Source organism: Vibrio sp. JCM 18905 (assembly GCF_055393305.1).
The window spans coordinates 1,437,433-1,453,764 of sequence record NZ_AP043880.1; the positions used below are offsets into that span (position 1 = coordinate 1,437,433).

15 protein-coding genes are annotated in these 16,332 nt (G+C 43.3%); 5 read left to right on the top strand and 10 right to left on the bottom strand.

What is annotated here, in order from left to right; genetic code table 11:
• Positions 1-309: 309 nt before the first annotated feature.
• Positions 310-951 (top strand): outer membrane beta-barrel protein, encoded by a 642-nt coding sequence (locus ACZ5ZC_RS23290; protein ID WP_053808923.1) that lies wholly within the window; start codon positions 310-312, stop codon positions 949-951.
• Between the two features lie 82 nt (positions 952-1,033).
• On the opposite strand, the gene ACZ5ZC_RS23295 is transcribed toward ACZ5ZC_RS23290, so the two are convergent.
• The 3 genes from ACZ5ZC_RS23295 to ACZ5ZC_RS23305 form a co-directional block, all read right to left on the bottom strand.
• The gene (locus ACZ5ZC_RS23295) at positions 1,034-2,224 is read right to left on the bottom strand and encodes an amino acid aminotransferase (protein WP_054867933.1); all 1,191 of its coding nucleotides are present in this window, start codon (positions 2,222-2,224) and stop codon (positions 1,034-1,036) included.
• Positions 2,225-2,559: 335 nt separating this feature from the next.
• A complete protein-coding gene (locus tag ACZ5ZC_RS23300; RefSeq protein ID WP_005396873.1) occupies positions 2,560-2,859 on the bottom strand; it encodes a hypothetical protein in 300 nt (99 codons plus the stop codon).
• A 245-nt stretch (positions 2,860-3,104) separates the two neighbouring features.
• Positions 3,105-3,335 carry a hypothetical protein gene (locus ACZ5ZC_RS23305; protein ID WP_005396877.1) on the bottom strand — a complete coding sequence of 77 codons (231 nt, stop codon included), beginning with the start codon at positions 3,333-3,335 and terminating at the stop codon, positions 3,105-3,107.
• Between the two features lie 259 nt (positions 3,336-3,594).
• On the opposite strand from ACZ5ZC_RS23305, the gene ACZ5ZC_RS23310 reads away from it, so the two are divergent.
• Both ACZ5ZC_RS23310 and ACZ5ZC_RS23315 read left to right on the top strand, forming a co-directional pair.
• Entirely contained in the window at positions 3,595-5,001 is a 1,407-nt protein-coding gene (locus tag ACZ5ZC_RS23310; RefSeq protein ID WP_464932336.1) for an aminotransferase-like domain-containing protein, read from the top strand.
• Between the two features lie 121 nt (positions 5,002-5,122).
• On the top strand, positions 5,123-5,341 hold the full coding sequence (locus ACZ5ZC_RS23315; protein ID WP_012841649.1) for a hypothetical protein: 219 nt from the start codon (positions 5,123-5,125) through the stop codon (positions 5,339-5,341).
• A gap of 101 nt (positions 5,342-5,442) precedes the next feature.
• On the opposite strand, the gene asnS is transcribed toward ACZ5ZC_RS23315, so the two are convergent.
• Together asnS and ACZ5ZC_RS23325 are read right to left on the bottom strand one after the other, a co-directional pair.
• Positions 5,443-6,843, bottom strand: a complete 1,401-nt coding sequence (gene asnS, locus ACZ5ZC_RS23320; RefSeq protein WP_046876186.1) for an asparagine--tRNA ligase — start codon at positions 6,841-6,843, stop codon at positions 5,443-5,445.
• Between the two features lie 188 nt (positions 6,844-7,031).
• A complete protein-coding gene (locus ACZ5ZC_RS23325) occupies positions 7,032-8,657 on the bottom strand; it encodes a methyl-accepting chemotaxis protein (RefSeq protein ID WP_199804003.1) in 1,626 nt (541 codons plus the stop codon).
• 292 nt (positions 8,658-8,949) lie between these two features.
• On the opposite strand from ACZ5ZC_RS23325, the gene queD reads away from it, so the two are divergent.
• Entirely contained in the window at positions 8,950-9,312 is a 363-nt protein-coding gene (gene queD, locus ACZ5ZC_RS23330) for a 6-carboxytetrahydropterin synthase QueD (protein WP_005376896.1), read from the top strand.
• A 91-nt stretch (positions 9,313-9,403) separates the two neighbouring features.
• On the opposite strand, the gene ACZ5ZC_RS23335 is transcribed toward queD, so the two are convergent.
• The 5 genes from ACZ5ZC_RS23335 to ACZ5ZC_RS23355 all read right to left on the bottom strand — a co-directional run bounded on the left by ACZ5ZC_RS23335 (position 9,404) and on the right by ACZ5ZC_RS23355 (position 15,549).
• On the bottom strand, positions 9,404-9,871 hold the full coding sequence (locus tag ACZ5ZC_RS23335) for a GNAT family N-acetyltransferase (protein WP_065646580.1): 468 nt from the start codon (positions 9,869-9,871) through the stop codon (positions 9,404-9,406).
• Between the two features lie 94 nt (positions 9,872-9,965).
• On the bottom strand, positions 9,966-11,681 hold the full coding sequence (gene tpdA / locus ACZ5ZC_RS23340; protein ID WP_464932337.1) for a cyclic di-GMP phosphodiesterase TpdA: 1,716 nt from the start codon (positions 11,679-11,681) through the stop codon (positions 9,966-9,968).
• Between the two features lie 210 nt (positions 11,682-11,891).
• The gene (locus ACZ5ZC_RS23345; protein WP_005396900.1) at positions 11,892-13,253 is read right to left on the bottom strand and encodes an L-serine ammonia-lyase; all 1,362 of its coding nucleotides are present in this window, start codon (positions 13,251-13,253) and stop codon (positions 11,892-11,894) included.
• 98 nt (positions 13,254-13,351) lie between these two features.
• Positions 13,352-14,605 (bottom strand): aromatic amino acid transport family protein, encoded by a 1,254-nt coding sequence (locus ACZ5ZC_RS23350; protein WP_005396901.1) that lies wholly within the window; start codon positions 14,603-14,605, stop codon positions 13,352-13,354.
• A gap of 344 nt (positions 14,606-14,949) precedes the next feature.
• On the bottom strand, positions 14,950-15,549 hold the full coding sequence (locus ACZ5ZC_RS23355; protein WP_281189299.1) for a CoA pyrophosphatase: 600 nt from the start codon (positions 15,547-15,549) through the stop codon (positions 14,950-14,952).
• Between the two features lie 242 nt (positions 15,550-15,791).
• Between ACZ5ZC_RS23355 and ACZ5ZC_RS23360 the strand changes: the two genes are divergently transcribed.
• Entirely contained in the window at positions 15,792-16,331 is a 540-nt protein-coding gene (locus ACZ5ZC_RS23360) for a heme NO-binding domain-containing protein (RefSeq protein ID WP_054867938.1), read from the top strand.
• Position 16,332 lies beyond the last annotated feature (1 nt).

Below are 16,332 nucleotides of genomic sequence, written 5' to 3' on the forward strand. Positions count from 1 at the left end.
CTTTTAGTTCGCAAATAATAAAGTAATCTTAACTTAGTTTTAAAACAGAGTCTTATCTGAACCGTGATTTTCGTACTCAGTCATAAGATTCTGACATATCGCACGATAAGGAATCGGCATTTCTACTACTATATAGTCACTTAAAAGGTGAGCGGACGTGGTCGACATATTTTGGGCCAATGCTTGATTTAGAGGCATAGCAGATTTCAAATCGTTACCGCGTCTGTAAACTAAGTTATTTTTGTTGAACTAAGCCACTCAAGGTGATTTTGGGGCGGTGTTTAAATAATTCTCATGAAAGGAAGTCGAATGGTGAGAAGTTTATTGCTTGCGTCTTTAGCTGCTTTGCCAGCAGCAACTAGCGCGGCGGTCATGGACCAAGCAGAAAAATTTGGGTATGAACACATTCACCTGGATGTGGGGGCCGGAACCACAAATGAAGAGTGGTTAGATAATTCGAACGCGACCACAATTGGGCTCGGTGGTAATTACTTATTTACTGAGAACTGGTTGTTTAATGTCGATTACTCGGCACAGTTTTTCCATCCGGACGACTTTACTCTTCGCATTGACCGTTTGTTGTTTGGTGGTGGTTATCGTTATGGGATTACGGATCAATTCGATATCTACGGTAAATATGGAATAGGTGCAATCAAAGCGAAAGCGACGGACGACAAAACGGATAATACGTTATCTTCAGATAGTGAACTGCTTCAAGCCGTCACCATTGGGGTGAATTACTTATTCAGTGAAAAACTTATTGCGACGGCCGAGGTGGAAGTTAACCGCAGTGATATCGTCGATGAGAACAATTTTAAGATAGGTTTTAACTACCAATGGCATGATGTTATTGGTACTGGTCTTTTTTATCAGTTTAGAGATACCGATTACAGCGGTGAGAGCTCTGATTATGTCAATGAAGTGGGGCTGAGTTTGAAGTTTGTCTACTAGCGGACAGGTTCATTTATTGGCAATAAATAAAAAAGGTCAGCTTATGCTGACCTTTCCTTTTAATAAAGTATGCGACTATCGATTATAAAACCGCTGCAATGCCTTTACATAGAGGACCCATATTTGACTTCGTCATACCAGCAACACTGATTCGGCCTGAACCGACGATGTAAATACCGAACTCTTCTTTCAGACGGTTTACTTGCTCTTTAGATAGGCCAGAGAAAGAGAACATACCATTTTGACGTCCGATGAAGCTAAAGTCTGCGTCCACACCTTCTGATTTTAGTGTCGCTACAAATAGTTCACGCATCTCTTGGATACGGTCACGCATTTCTGCTACTTCAGCTTCCCATTCCGCACGCATTTCGGCATTGCCAAGAATGTGAGTCACGACCGCGCTGCCGTGCGCTGGTGGGTTAGAGTAGATAGAGCGAATAATGGCTTTAACTTGCGAGAATGCGGTTGTTGCGACTTCTTCTGATTCCGCTACTAACGTGAAGGCACCAACGCGTTCGTTGTATAGGCCAAAGTTTTTCGAGAAAGAGCTCGCGACTAGGATTTCTTTGTTGTACTTAGCAAAAGTACGAAGACCCGCCGCATCCTCTTCCACACCTTTAGCAAAGCCTTGGTATGCGAAGTCAAATAGAGGAAGCAATTTCTTTTCTGCGACTAGTTTCGCCAATGTTTCCCATTCTTCAGCAGTTGGGTCGATACCAGTAGGGTTGTGGCAGCAGCCGTGTAGAAGCACGATGTCACCTTCAGACGCAGATTGCAGATCGTTTAGCATTGCATCGAAGTCTTTGTCTTTTGTTTCTGCGTTGTAGTAGCTGTATTGTGCCGTTTCGATACCAGCGGCAGTAAATACGCCGTTGTGGTTTGCCCAAGTAGGGTTGCTGATCCAGATTTTTACATCGCCAAGTTGGCGTTTAATGAACTCACCAGCAACACGTAATGCACCAGTACCACCTGGAGCTTGAGCTGTTTTAGCGCGTTTTTCGTTTACAATTTCTGCATCAGAGCCGAAAAGCAGTTTTTGTACTGCAATGCCGTACTCAGCTGTGCCTTCGATAGTTAGGTAAGATTTGGTTTTTTCAGTTTCAACAAGCGCTGCTTCAGCTTTCTTTACTGTTGCAAGAACGGGAGTTTCGCCTTGCTCGTTTTTGTAAATACCTACGCCAAGGTTAATTTTGTCTGCGCGAGCATCTTTTTTAAACTCTTCAGTAAGGCCAAGAATAGGGTCAGCCGGAGCGGCAACTACTTTTTCAAACATAATCTTCATCCATGTTAATCGAAGGGGTGTGCTAACATTTATACCTTTCAGCAATATTGGTTACAACCGTTACTGAAAAGAAAACCTAAAAAAGTTGCGATTTGAAACAGAATTCTAACATAACTAAAGTTTTTGCCATGAAAACGTTTGGTAGGCACAGAGTTTGAAGGGGATTTATACCATGGTTGATGAAGTTTTGTTCACGTACCAATCGTTTGACTTCAGTGCTTTGCGTTAGTGATTTACGTGGAGTGGCGGTTACTAGTTGAGACAAAAACGCCCCACTAAATAAAGGTGGAGCGTTTGCTTGTAAGAAGTATAGAGGCCGATTGATGTTATTTCTTCAGATCGATTTCAGACTCAACCGCATTGGTTTCGATGTCTGGATTAGAAGAAAGCTTCTCAGTCGCCCAGTCGTTCATATGCTTTAAGATTGCTTTTAACGCGTGCTTCTCTGTTGGGACTTCCGCTTTTTCGACTTCAAGCTTTTGTTTCGGGTGTGTGCCCGTCGCATCTTCCGCTACGTGTAGCCAATCTGGGTGCCAATAATAAGGTTGGCCGGAAGGTGAACTCCAAGAATGTACGCCGTTGGATTCACCTTTGTATTTAATGTCTTCTTCGTTGTATTTCGCCATTATTGTTTTCTCTCATAATCCATGAGTTGAGGTGTGCATCACCATTACTATCTAAATGTAACAGATGTAATGAAAATTAATGTGATAACTATCGACTTATTTTGTCATTCGATAGCTACAGACGATGCGTACTTCTCATTCAGAAGAATTTACTATTTGGCAGGTTTTGGCTTTATCTGCGTTTAAAGCATACGACGATGGATTCGCCTGCCTAACGCTATTCTTGAACGGTGATAGAGCCTAAACTACTCGTCATTCAAGTGTTTGAGAATCGCCGCTTTTGCATGCTCTTCTGTTGCGGCCTCTCCGTCAGGGACTTCAAGGTCAGCCTTTTTGTGTTCACCCAAAGCATCTTCAGCGATATGCAACCAATCAGGATGCCAGTAATAAGGGGTTGTGCCGCCAGGATGGTCCCAGCTATGTACACCTTTATGTTTCCCGCGATAAGAGAGATCGTCCATTGTAAATACTTTCATCGCTTCCTCCCGGCTTAAAAGATAGATGTCTAAGTGGATTTAACACTCTCAGCTCCGTGGAATGCCTTGCTTTTCGGACAAGGCAAAGATTTAAGACCACTCGGACGTATCAGTAAAAGTATGGAACATAAATTCTCACTTCGTCGTCGAAATTGCTATTAACAAGCTTGATAAATTACGTTGCTAAATTGACTACTGCCATATCAGAATGCTGGCGCGAAGTATGCTATGGTGCAGCTGCAAGTGAAATGAGGGATACATGAATCGATACCGTCAATTGGCCGAATTGTTTAAGGCACAAATTCAGCAAGATACTTGGAGAGCAGGGGAGAAGCTGCCTTCAATACGCGTCACCAGTCGCAATCATTCCGTAAGTGCAGGTACGGTATTACAAGCCTATCAATTGCTAGAGGCGCAAGGTTGGGTGATAGCAAAGCCTCAATCTGGTTACTATGTGACTGCCGATCTTGAACGTCTTACTAATACGAATGGAATTAAAAGCAACAATACGCCATGCACCAAGTTGAATGATGAGTTGTATTCGTTTTTGAAGCACCAAGCAACATCGGATGTTGTTCATTTAGGCTCGGCGTTTCCGGAACCGTGTTTGTTTCCTTTAGAGTCGCTTAACCGTAATTTGGCCAGCTCGGGACGAAAAATGGGGCCGGATAAGTTGCTAGGCAACCTACCTCCTGGTGCTGAGTCGTTAAGGCGACTCGTCGCACAGAGGTATATTCATCATGGGATATCACTAACCCATGATGATGTGGTTATTACTTCCGGTGCGCTAGAAGCATTGAACTTGAGTTTGCAAGCGGTCACCCGACCAGGTGATACCGTCGTTGTCGAATCCCCAACGTTTTATGGCGCACTTCAAGCGGTAGAACGGTTAGGTCTCAAGGCTATTGAAATCAGTGTCGATGATGAGAGTGGGCATTCGCTTGAACAAATCGAAGCAGCTTTTGCCAATGAAGATGTTCGGGCTTGTTGGTTAATGACGAACTTTCATAATCCAACCGGGGCTTCTTTGTCTGATGAACACAAACGATACATTGTTGAGTTAGCCAATCGATATGATGTGTATCTCATCGAAGACGATGTGTACTCTGAGCTGTATTTTTCTGACAAAAGGCCGAACTCATTAAAGACCTTTGATGAGCAAGAGCGTGTCCTTCATTGTGGTTCTTTTTCTAAGAGTTTATGCCCTGGATATCGCTTGGGTTGGGTGGTGAATAAGCGTTTTAACGAGACTATTCAAAAGCTCCAGTTAATATCGACATTATCTGGGAGTGCCCCTATTCAGCAGGGGGTTGCACATTACTTACAAAACGACAGTTACGACAACCACCTGAGAAAGCTGCGTAAGACACTGCAACACCGTCAAGCTGACTTCGTGGATTTACTTGCAAAGCACCTACCTAAAGAGGTTACCTATCAACGTCCTGATGGTGGTTACTTTCTTTGGCTGAAATTGCCAGATGGAATATCAAGTAAAGCGGTATATCAAGCACTATTGTCTGAGCAGGTTACTGTCGCTTATGGCAAACTCTTTTCGATAAGTGATCAATACGAAAACTATTTAAGACTGAATGCATCGCTTCCTTTAGAAACGAGTTTAGAACGTGCTATCAAAAGATTAGGTGATTTGCTTCGCGAATTACTCTGAATTGATACTCATTAAACTGCTTAGTGTTTTTTTGCTCCAACTGTATCAGCGCCATTTTTGCAAATTGTGCTTCAATCATTATTCAGGTCGACAGGCCTTGGACGATTAAGCAGGATTTAAGATGAAAAAGCAGTTGGTTAAACATGAGTTAAGGTTAATCGCCGTTGCTATTTTTAGTGCGTTTTTACTGGTATTTGCGCATCTCATTTTGGCGAAGTCTTTCTCTCATATGGCATGGACAGAGTACACCGCGGCCGTGATCCCTTTCGTAATGTTTGGCTTATGTATTGTGGGCGTAAAGTACGCTGAAAAAGCGGACAGAGATAAGGAAGAAGACTAACTCAAGCTTGAGTTGCTTGGCAGATAGTATTGACGGTTGAGCACAAAATAAAAGACCTCCACTAGGGAGGTCTTTTCTAATTCTATCTCACTAAAAAGTGATTAGAAGTTCGCAGAGCGAGGCGTACGTGGGAATGGGATCACGTCACGAACGTTGCCCATGCCTGTTACGTAAGATACTAGACGCTCAAAGCCTAGACCAAAGCCTGCGTGTGGCACTGTGCCGTAACGACGCAAGTCGCGATACCAGCTCATGTGCTCAGGGTCGATACCCATTTCGCGCATACGTGCATCCAGTACGTCTAGACGCTCTTCACGCTGAGAACCACCGATGATTTCACCGATGCCAGGTGCTAGAACGTCCATTGCCGCTACCGTCTTACCATCATCGTTCATACGCATGTAGAATGCTTTGATGTCTTTCGGGTAGTTCTTAACGATTACCGGCGCTTTGAAGTGCTCTTCCGCTAGGAAACGCTCGTGCTCAGATGACATATCGATACCCCACTCAACTGGGAATTCGAACTCACGGCCAGAATCCAGCAGAATTTGGATCGCGTCAGTGTAGTCAACTTGTGCGAAGTCAGAAGAAACAAAGTTCTCTAGACGGCTAACGGCTTCTTTGTCGATGCGCTGAGCAAAGAACTCAAGGTCATCGCGACGCTCTTCAAGTACTGCTTTGAATACGTACTTAAGCATGTCTTCAGCCAGTTTCGCAACGTCGTCCAGTTCTGCAAACGCAACTTCAGGCTCAACCATCCAGAACTCTGCTAGGTGGCGGCTTGTGTTTGAGTTTTCAGCACGGAAAGTAGGGCCGAAAGTGTAAACCTTGCTTAGTGCACAAGCGTAAGCTTCCGCGTTTAGCTGACCAGATACCGTAAGGAAAGTTTCTTTACCGAAGAAGTCTTCGTTGTAGTCCACTTTGCCAGCGTCTGTACGAGGCAGGTTTTCCATGTCTAGCGTAGAAACGCGGAACATTTCACCAGCACCTTCAGCATCTGAGGCAGTGATCAACGGCGCAGATACCCAGAAGTAACCTTGCTCGTGGTAGAAGCGGTGGATCGCTTGAGATAGGCAGTTACGTACACGAGCTACCGCACCGATTACGTTTGTGCGCGGACGTAGGTGCGCAACTTCACGTAGGTACTCGATAGAGTGACGAGTTTTTGCCATCGGGTAAGTTTCAGCGTCTTCAACCCAGCCAACCACTTTAACGCCAGTGGCAGCAAGTTCGAAGTCTTGGCCCTTTGCAGGAGATTCAACAATCTTACCAGTTACTTCAACAGAGCAGCCAGTCGTTAGCTTTAGTACTTCGTCTTCGTAATTATTAAGATTATTTGGGACCACGGCCTGAATCGGGTCGAAACAAGAGCCGTCATATATGGCAAGGAAAGAGATTCCAGCTTTGGAATCACGACGTGAACGGATCCAGCCACGAACAGTCACTTCGCTGTCTACTGCTAGCTGACCTTTCAATACGTCTGATACAGGCGCGTAAGTCATGTTTTCAATATTCTCCATTGAGGTAAAAATTCAACCCAACACTTATTAAAGTACTTGTCTAATAACATTTTTGTTCAAAAAACAAGCTAAGTGCTGAGTTGGGTAGCATTTTACAGATTCAACGAGACATATTACCTGTCAATTCGCTCGCATCAACCTTTATATTCATTTTGATGGGGAGAATCTCTCTATTTATTCACTCTTTGATGCTCTGAAAGTGTGAATTGGTTAAGTAATTGCTCTAAACGTTCGGATAGATGCTCTAAATCAACACTAATATCACGCGTGTGCGATGCTGATTGCGATGTGTCGTCAGCATGCAGTGTGATCACATCAATTTTGGATTGAATACGCTGACTGACGTCGGATGTGGTTTGCGTCTGGCTTTGAATGTTTTCCGCATGTTTCAGAACTTGATGCATTTCATCGACAACGTTATGCATCGTGACTGAAAGTGTCTCGACATCGACTGAACGTTGGTGAGCAAACTGGCAGACAGTATCCACAGAGGCTAAGGACTCTTCACTCCCTTGCTGGAATTGAGAAATGATATGCTCAATGTTGCCCGTGGCTTCGGCGGTCCGAGAAGCTAGGTTACGCACTTCCTCTGCGACGACGGCAAAACCGCGTCCTTGCTCTCCGGCTCGGGCGGCTTCAATTGCAGCATTCAACGCGAGCAGATTGGTTTGTTCTGCAATGCCTTTAATGACCCCAAGAATGGACGACACTTCCTCGGTTCTTTGGTTTAACGAACTGATTTTTTCCCGTACGCCGTCAATATTGCTCACCAAGTGTTTGATGTCTTCGCTCACGCTGTGTGCTTGGCTTGCGCTGTGAGTAGCAACATCAACGGTGTGGTTGACTAGAGCTGTGGCGTTATTGGTTGAGTCTTCAACGGCGGTTTGTTGTTGCAACATGTCGGTGATGTTGCTTTGTACGTCACTGGTTTCCAATTGTTGATTATTGGCCGCTTTGTCTGTTGATTGTGCAACATCCGTTAACTGACTGGCTGAATTGGCAAGAGAGTGGGAGGTGTCTTGTACACGCTCTAAACTCTCAGATACCGTGTCCATAAACGAATTAATCGCGATAGAAAGTTGGCCTACCTCATCTTTTTGGTGATGAACAAGTCGTTGAGATAGATCTTTACTATTGCTCACATTCGCCATGAATTGCGACGTTTTTTGTATTGGGCGAACAATGATCTTACGAATCAAACTCATCGTTATAATAAAACCAACAAACGCGATAACGGCCATTATTCCCATCGCAAACATTGCCTGTTTATTGATCATTGAATTGACGTGGTTCATGTTGTATTCCAAACGAATCGCGCCCAATACTTCGCCTTCTGGTGCTACATGGCAAGAAACGCAGTTGGTGCCACGATAATTTTCGCTTGATTTCATTGGTAGCGCGACAACCAGTCCGTTCCCCCAATCGGCTGAAATTGGCTCAATGACCAGTTCGCCATTTAAAGCTCGTTGATCAATATCATCGACCGGTTGTTGGTTTGCTTGTCCTGGTCCGTAAAGCTTGGTGACGGTATCGGCCCGCAACACGCGAACTTCTTCAATCCCTTCTTGAGCGAGTGCTTTTTTTCGCAAGGTTTCTTTTTGCGACATGGTGCCTGTTAGCATCATCATGTTTAGGCTATCGAAATAATTACTAGCCTTATCATGAAGCTGTTCACTGAGAACATCATTGATTAAGGTTTTTTGTTGATGGTATTGATAAGCCGTAGAGGCAGCCAGAACACAGCTGAAGACGGCAATTAACGCGAGCAAGAGCTTAAAAGTGATAGTTGAGCGCATAAATTTATAAGTGTAATTGGAACGAACTGCACAATCTTAATGTGCACAAATGCACACTGCGATCAACGAAATGAATGATTGTGACCCCACTCATGTTGGGGATATGTAATTGTGATGTGAGTGCTGTGTAATCAAATGTTTGGCGCATGACAGAAATACGACGATCAGGACAAAGGTTTAATTATTTTCGCTGAGAACAAACGGCGTTTTGCTACGCTTGTATTGAGTAGCACTTGTCTGTTGGCAGTGAATTCCTTAGTATTGCGTGTCTTTTTAAAGCCTGAGAATCAAGATGAAAACAGAATTGTACAAAGAGTTTATGTTCGAAGCGGCACATCACTTGCCACATGTACCTGAAGGCCATAAGTGTGGTCGTTTGCATGGACACTCTTTCTTAGTTCGTCTTTATGTAGAAGGTGAGGTAGACCCGCATACTGGTTGGGTAGTGGATTTCGCTGAAATCAAAGCGGCATTCAAACCAATTTACAATCGTTTAGACCATTATTACCTGAACGACATTGAAGGTTTGGAGAATCCGACGAGCGAAGTGCTAGCAAAATGGATTTGGCAACAGCTTAAGCCAAGTTTACCGTTGCTAAGTAAAGTTGAAATCAAAGAGACGTGCACAGCCGGTTGTATTTACAAAGGTGAATAAGTCACTTTTTATTGAGCATTGAAGACAAAGGCAAGCCATGAGCTTGCCTTTGTTGTATCTGGATATTCCCTAATTTTTTATACTTTTCTTGCTAGCTCAGTGGATGACGTAAAATCCACTCTTTTTCGTTCTCACCAAACGTTGTTTTCTCTGTATTGATGAATCCACACGCATCAAGAAAACTGATAGCGTATTGCTGACTCTGTGGCACAGTGACGCAAAGAGAGTTGCTTTCAGGGTCAATGGTATACGCGTAAACGAACAGTTTGCGTAACGCTTCACTCCCAACCCCTTGGCGTTGGAAACGTTGATCAACCATCAAGTACTTGAGCCCCAGTTCGTGCCTTTTGGCAAAGGGCGCATGTTGGGAGAAGCCTTTATCGATAACAAGATAGCCAACTAATAGATCGTCAGAATAAATCGTAAAGAACGCTTCAGACTTATTGCGTTTTTGATAAGCCACTTCAAACGGCGTAGAAAATCCTTTCTGCTCTTCCTGCACATCCAATTGCATCAAACTCGAAAAATCTTTCAGTTTGGTGGGTTTAATAGCAATCATCGTTCAACCACAAATTGGCGGCATATCCTCATGCCGCCACGAACTTTAATAGAGTATTTCCTCTAGTTTAAGTAACTCACGAGGTTAAGAAAAGCTAGAAATGCAGAGGATAATAATAACCTTGGTGAATATAGGCACCTAATGTTGTGAGTAAGTGAGCGCTATCGGCGGTTTCTACGCCTTCAACAATGACGGTACACCGATACGTATTTCCCATGGCGATTAACTGACGCAACGTTTCCACTTTCTTATCGTCCGACTTTAAACCAATCACAAACTCCCGATCTATTTTCAAATAATCTGGATTGATTTTACTGATGAGCGACACGTTGTTGTTGCCGGTGCCAAAATCATCGATACTGATTTTACAATCCAGTGCTTTTAGTTTCGCGACATTGCCATAAATCTCGGAGGTATAGTACATCGATGCATTTTCCGTGATTTCAATCGTCAGCAAACGACAATCTCGGTTAGATAGTTCTCTGTGTAGGATTGAAAAGTTGCGTCCTCGCAGCAAAGAAGGACAAATATTGATGCTGATAGGAATAGGCAGCGCTTTGTGCTTAGTATAGATGGACTCTATCACCAGTAAGGTATGAGTAAGGAGCAGCCCATTGCGGATCAGTGTTTCAATAAACCGTTGCGTATTTTTTACCTTAAACCGCGAGAGCGCTTCGTAATGCACAATCTTTTGCGCTGAAGTGTCATAAATCGGCTCCAGTTTGATTTTAAATTGTCGAATTGCACACAAATAAGCCATAAAGGCTTGTAGAGAGCGATGACGCAGTATTATGAGAAACAGCAAGCTTAATAAAATGATGCTTTGAAACGGTCCAGAGATGTAATACACCTCTTTATAGCCGCTGTTCTTAACGTGATAGTTGAAAAAGCGTTCATTGGTGTTACCAATTTCTAAAGAGGTCCCTGTATTGGTTGATAGCTTCATACCGGAAAGAAAAAAACGCGAAATATGATTTTCAACGTTGTCGGATAAGTTAATGTTTTTGACACGAACCAAAACGGTTGCGTTATTCAAGTCAAATGATTGGGTCGTATAATTGCTATTATTACTCCACTCTTCAAATGCTTTTTTGCTGACAGGGACAACGGTTTCGGGGGTGACTAAGCACCGGATATTGAAACGGTCTAGCATCATGCTCGATTCGACCAGCTTTACATTATCAAAGAGCGACTTCAATTCTCTTTCATCAGCAAAGCAGCTCTTTTGGGAAAGGTTCTCTGCAATTTCGAAGGCGTTATCCAGATAATTATGTTTCACAATGCTGTTTATCGCGTAGTAACAGATGGCAAAGAAAATGATCGCTGTGATCAACACGACCCACAGCGTATCTGAATAGATCTTTTTATTACGCAGACAAATACGAAGGGCTTTGCCAAGGCTGTTTGTTGTGTATTGATTGATCTTGTGTTGATGGTCGATGCCATTCTGATGGTTGTTTTGCATAGTAAAAGGTATGAAGTATCCGGTCCGGTGAATATTTTCGATAATATTTTTTTTTGTGGTTACGTGTTCTTCCGTGAGCTTGCGAAATTTCTTTCTTAGAGCGGCCACCGCGTTTTTAAAGCCATTTTCAGGCAGTGTCATTTTGTATTGTTGAGTGATTTTGCTTTCTATCAATCGCTGGCTAATTGGCATATTTAAGCTGCCGTATTTGGCGATGGTTGACAGAATGGCGTACTCATTTGGGTTGACAGGAATGGAGTGGTGGAGTGATTGATTGAGCTCTAAAGATATTTCGTTTTCGGACAAGCAAACGCAGATTTGGTTTCCAATTTCAAACCTAATCATGTGTTGGTGTGCTCCAAGTTTAATTTTTGGCTACGTTATCAATAAAGCTAGGAGAGGGATGTGATTTTTTACGGGGATATCCATAATAATTGGATATATTCAAGGTTTTAGGTTTTTTTATGCTGGGCGTAGCAACCCATTATTCATAGTTAATGAGGTATAAAAAACCCGAGCAGCGGCTCGGGTTTCGTCGATATTCAGCAAGGCTTATTAACAGATAACTTTTACTGCTAGGCCGCCTTGAGAAGTCTCACGGTATTTCGCGTTCATGTCTTTACCTGTCTCTAGCATAGTTTCGATAACTTTATCTAGAGAAACAGTAGGAGCAGAAGAACGACGCAGTGCCATACGAGTTGAGTTGATTGCTTTTACAGCTGCAATACCATTACGCTCGATACATGGAACCTGAACCTGACCTGCAACCGGGTCACAAGTTAGACCTAGGTTGTGCTCCATCGCAATTTCAGCCGCCATACATACTTGCTCTGGGCTACCACCCATAAGCTCAGCAAGGCCCGCTGCTGCCATAGAACATGCCACGCCAACTTCGCCCTGACAGCCAACTTCTGCACCAGAGATAGACGCGTTACGCTTGTAAAGGCCGCCAATTGCACCAGAAGCTGCGAAGTAACGGATGTAGTCTTTCTCAGTTACGGTTTGGATAAACTTGTCATAGTAAGCTAGTACTGCAGGGATGATGCCGCATGCACCGTTAGTCGGCGCAGTTACAACACGACCACCTGCTGCGTTCTCTTCGTTTACTGCAAAAGCAAACATGTTTACCCAGTCAACAACAGACATTGGATCGTTCGTTGTTTTTTCAGAAGTAAGCAGTTGCTGACGAAGTGCTGCCGCGCGACGAGGCACGCGTAGTGGACCAGGCAGAATGCCTTCTTCGTTCATACCGCGATCCATACATTCGCGCATTGTGCGCCAGATGTTTGCGAAGTAAGTACGAGTTTCTTCGTCAGAATGAAGCGCATGTTCATTTTTCATGGTTAGCGCACTGATAGACAGGCCGCTTTCATGACATTGCTTTACAAGCTCTTCTGCCGTTGTAAACGGGTAAGGAACTTTTACTGGATTCTCAACTTCTTTACCGAAGTTTTCTTCATCAACGATGAAACCACCGCCGATGGAGTAGTAAGTTTTTGAGTACGCTTTTTCGTCATCAATCCAAGCGTGGATTTGCATGCCGTTTTCGTGTAACTCAAGGTTTGTTTTGTGGAAGTTCATTCCACCTTCACGTGGGAACGATACTGTGTGACAGTGCATGCCAACAGGAAGGCGTTCAGTTTCTTCTACGCGAGCGATAAAGCCCGGGATAGAATCGATATCAACTTTCTCAGGAGTGTTGCCTGCAAGACCCATGATGATAGCAATATCTGTGTGGTGACCTTTCCCTGTCAGTGATAGTGATCCATAAACGTCAACGGTGATTTTAGTGATGTCGCGCAGTTTTCCCATTGCACGAAGATCATCAATAAACTCTTTACCCGCTTTCATTGGGCCTACAGTGTGTGAGCTTGAAGGTCCAACACCGATTTTATAGATATCAAAAACACTAATCATATCGATTACCTCAGAAGAAAGCCTCCCAAGGGGAGTTGGGAGGCTTAATTTTATCGTTATATTTTTGGATTAATCATACCTTGCTAGGGCAGGGATGATTAAAGAGCGCCGTAGATTACAGAACTAATGGCAGCAAGACCACAGATTGCTGTGAAAATTTGCACAGGTGCTGAAGTTTTGTACTTAGCCATCGCTGGAACTTTTTGCATTGCGAAGATAGGCATCAAGAATAGGATTGCCGCAATCATCGGTGCGCCCATTGTTTCAATCATACCTAGGATGCTTGGGTTAACGATAGCAACGATCCAAGTTGTGATTACGATGAAGATAAGAGACATCTTCTCGATCTTGCTTACTGGCGATTTTGAACGAGATTTCACTAGACCAACTAGACCTTCATGCGCACCTAGGAAGTGGCCGAAGTAGCTAGAAGTGATAGCCGCGAAAGCAACCAGTGGACCTAAGTAAGAGATCAGTGGAGACTCATGAACGTTTGCTAGGTAAGAAAGAACAGAGATGTTTTGCTCTTGTGCTGTTGCTAGTTGCTCTGGAGATAGAGAAAGTACAACAGAGAAAACGAAGAACATTACAAAGCCCATTAGCATCATCGCTGCGCCACCAGTGATAGCGTCAGTTTTCTTAACTGCGTCATCACCGTATACACGACGTTGTTCTTTAGAGAACTGAGAAATGATTGGGCTGTGGTTGAAAGAGAACACGATAACAGGGATTGCTAGCCATACGATAGCTGGCATTGCACCCCAGTCAGGTGATACTTCCATCATTGAAGTGTTCCAACCAGGAATTAGGTACACAGACAGCGCTAGTAGGATGAACACTAGAGGGTAAACCATCGCTGAAGTTGCTTTCAGCATAAGCTCTTTACCAAACACTACGCCCGCTGTCATTGCAGCGATAAGTGCACCGGAAAGTAGCCAGCGAGGAATAGATTCCATACCCATTTGGTTAACTAGGAAAGAGTCAACCGTGTTTGTGATACCAACACCGTAGATAAGTACGATTGGGTAGATAGCGAAGAAGTAAGCGAACGTAATAAGGTTTGCGCCAGTCTTACCAAAGTGCTCTTCTACTGTGTCAGTGATGTCCGCTTCTGGGTTTTTCGCAGAAAGAACGAAGCGAGCTAAAGATTTGTGTGCGAACCAAGTCATTGGTGCTGCGATTAGGGCTAGGATTACTAATGGCCAAAAGCCACCTGCACCTGCTTTAATAGGAAGGAATAGTACACCGGCACCTACTGCCGTACCAAAAAGGGACAGACACCAGGTAAAGTCTTTGTAAGAAAACTTACTAGACGATTGTGCGGTAGAAACCGCAGAAGTAGTTGTATTCATTTTTTAGTTACTCATTTTGGGAACAGGAAATAAGTCGGGAGTAATTTTGCAAGATTTTACACTAGGAAAATTAGATCTAAATCATTTATTGCTTACGCTTATTGAATGATATGTCAAAAACCTGCTTTTTATCACGAAAATGATGTGCTACTCGTGATTTCTGCTAATGAGTAAAATTAGAAAAACTTATCGATAGGGCTGTTTGTATAAATTTATTTCACCGCAAGCGTTTGCGGTGAAAACGGCAAATTAATCTAATGTGAATGAATGTTTATGAAGCAACGTTTTATTAATATTGATGCGCATGATGATCGCATCCATAAAAATACCGATATCAGAAGTTTTCAATGTGAAATGATATGTTTTTGCATTGATTCGATGATTTGTGCGGTCATGCCCCAGATGAAATGCTGTCTATATGGGATAGCAAATACACGATGACTGCTGTTTTTTAGGTCAAACTTGGTGCTGTACAATTTTGTCGGATTCAGAATGTGGTTAGCAGGAACTTCAAAAACAGACTCCACCTCATTTGGGTCAATATGCGTTTTATACTCAGGAGAAATAAAGGCCAAAAACGGTGTCACATTAAACTGACTAATCGTTGGCAATGTTGGAAGCTGGCCAAATACATGAATATGTTCATCTTCTATACCGATCTCTTCTTTGGTTTCTCGTAAAGCCGTATTGATTAGATGCCGATCTTCCTGCTCAAACTTACCGCCGGGGAAACTGATTTGTCCCGGATGATGACGCAAGTGCGCTGCTCGCTTTGTCAAAATGACCTGTAGCCCCTCCGGGCGTTCTACAAAACCAATTAAGACCGCTGCGTCTCGCAGTGATTTTCCTTTCATCCATTTCAGTCGCGCGAGGGACTCTTTGTGGTAACCCGTTGGAAGCCGAAATTGAAAGTTTTGCAGTAATTGAGTTTTGTCGATAACCAAACCAAATCCTTATTTATTGTGCCTAACCACTATTTATTATACTCAATGGCCGCAAGAGGCGCGGTGCTATCGCCGTTGGTATGGTATTAAAGTATTAGTACGGCAATACCAAAGCACGGCCATTGGTTCTTTCCCTGCTTTGTGTCATGTGTCTCACTCTGCTTGGGTATAATAATTTGAAACTTATAAGGTTATAAACCATTCTTTATTTTAAGACGTCACTATGGGGCAAGTATTGACTAATGAAAGGGATTATTTTCACCGAGTTCATGGAGTTAGTGGAAGAGAAGTTTGGTCTCGATGTGTTAGACCAAGTTCTCGATCTTTCTAGTGACGAAGGGATTTATACGGCAGTTGGTAGTTACGATCATAAAGACTTGGTTAAATTGATTGTGAATCTCAGTAAAGTATCTGGTATTCCGCCTGAACAACTGCAAGAAGTATTTGGAGAGTGCGTTTTTTTGAATTTACTTCGCTCGATTCCTAGTCATGCCAGTTTGCAGCAGTGTGAAACGACATTTCAATTTGTTCGCCATGTTGAAGATTTTATTCATGTCGAGGTCAAAAAGCTCTACCCAGATGCTAACCCTCCTAAGTTTGATTTTATCAGCGAGACTCAATCAAACATGGTGTTTGATTATCGAAGTGCGCGGTGTATGTCTCACGTATGTTTAGGTCTAATAAAAGGCTGCGCGGCGAACTTTGGTGAAGTTATTCATATTAAACACCAAAACCAGTCAGAAGATGGTAGCCAGGTTCGCTTTTGGTTAGAGGCACAATAAG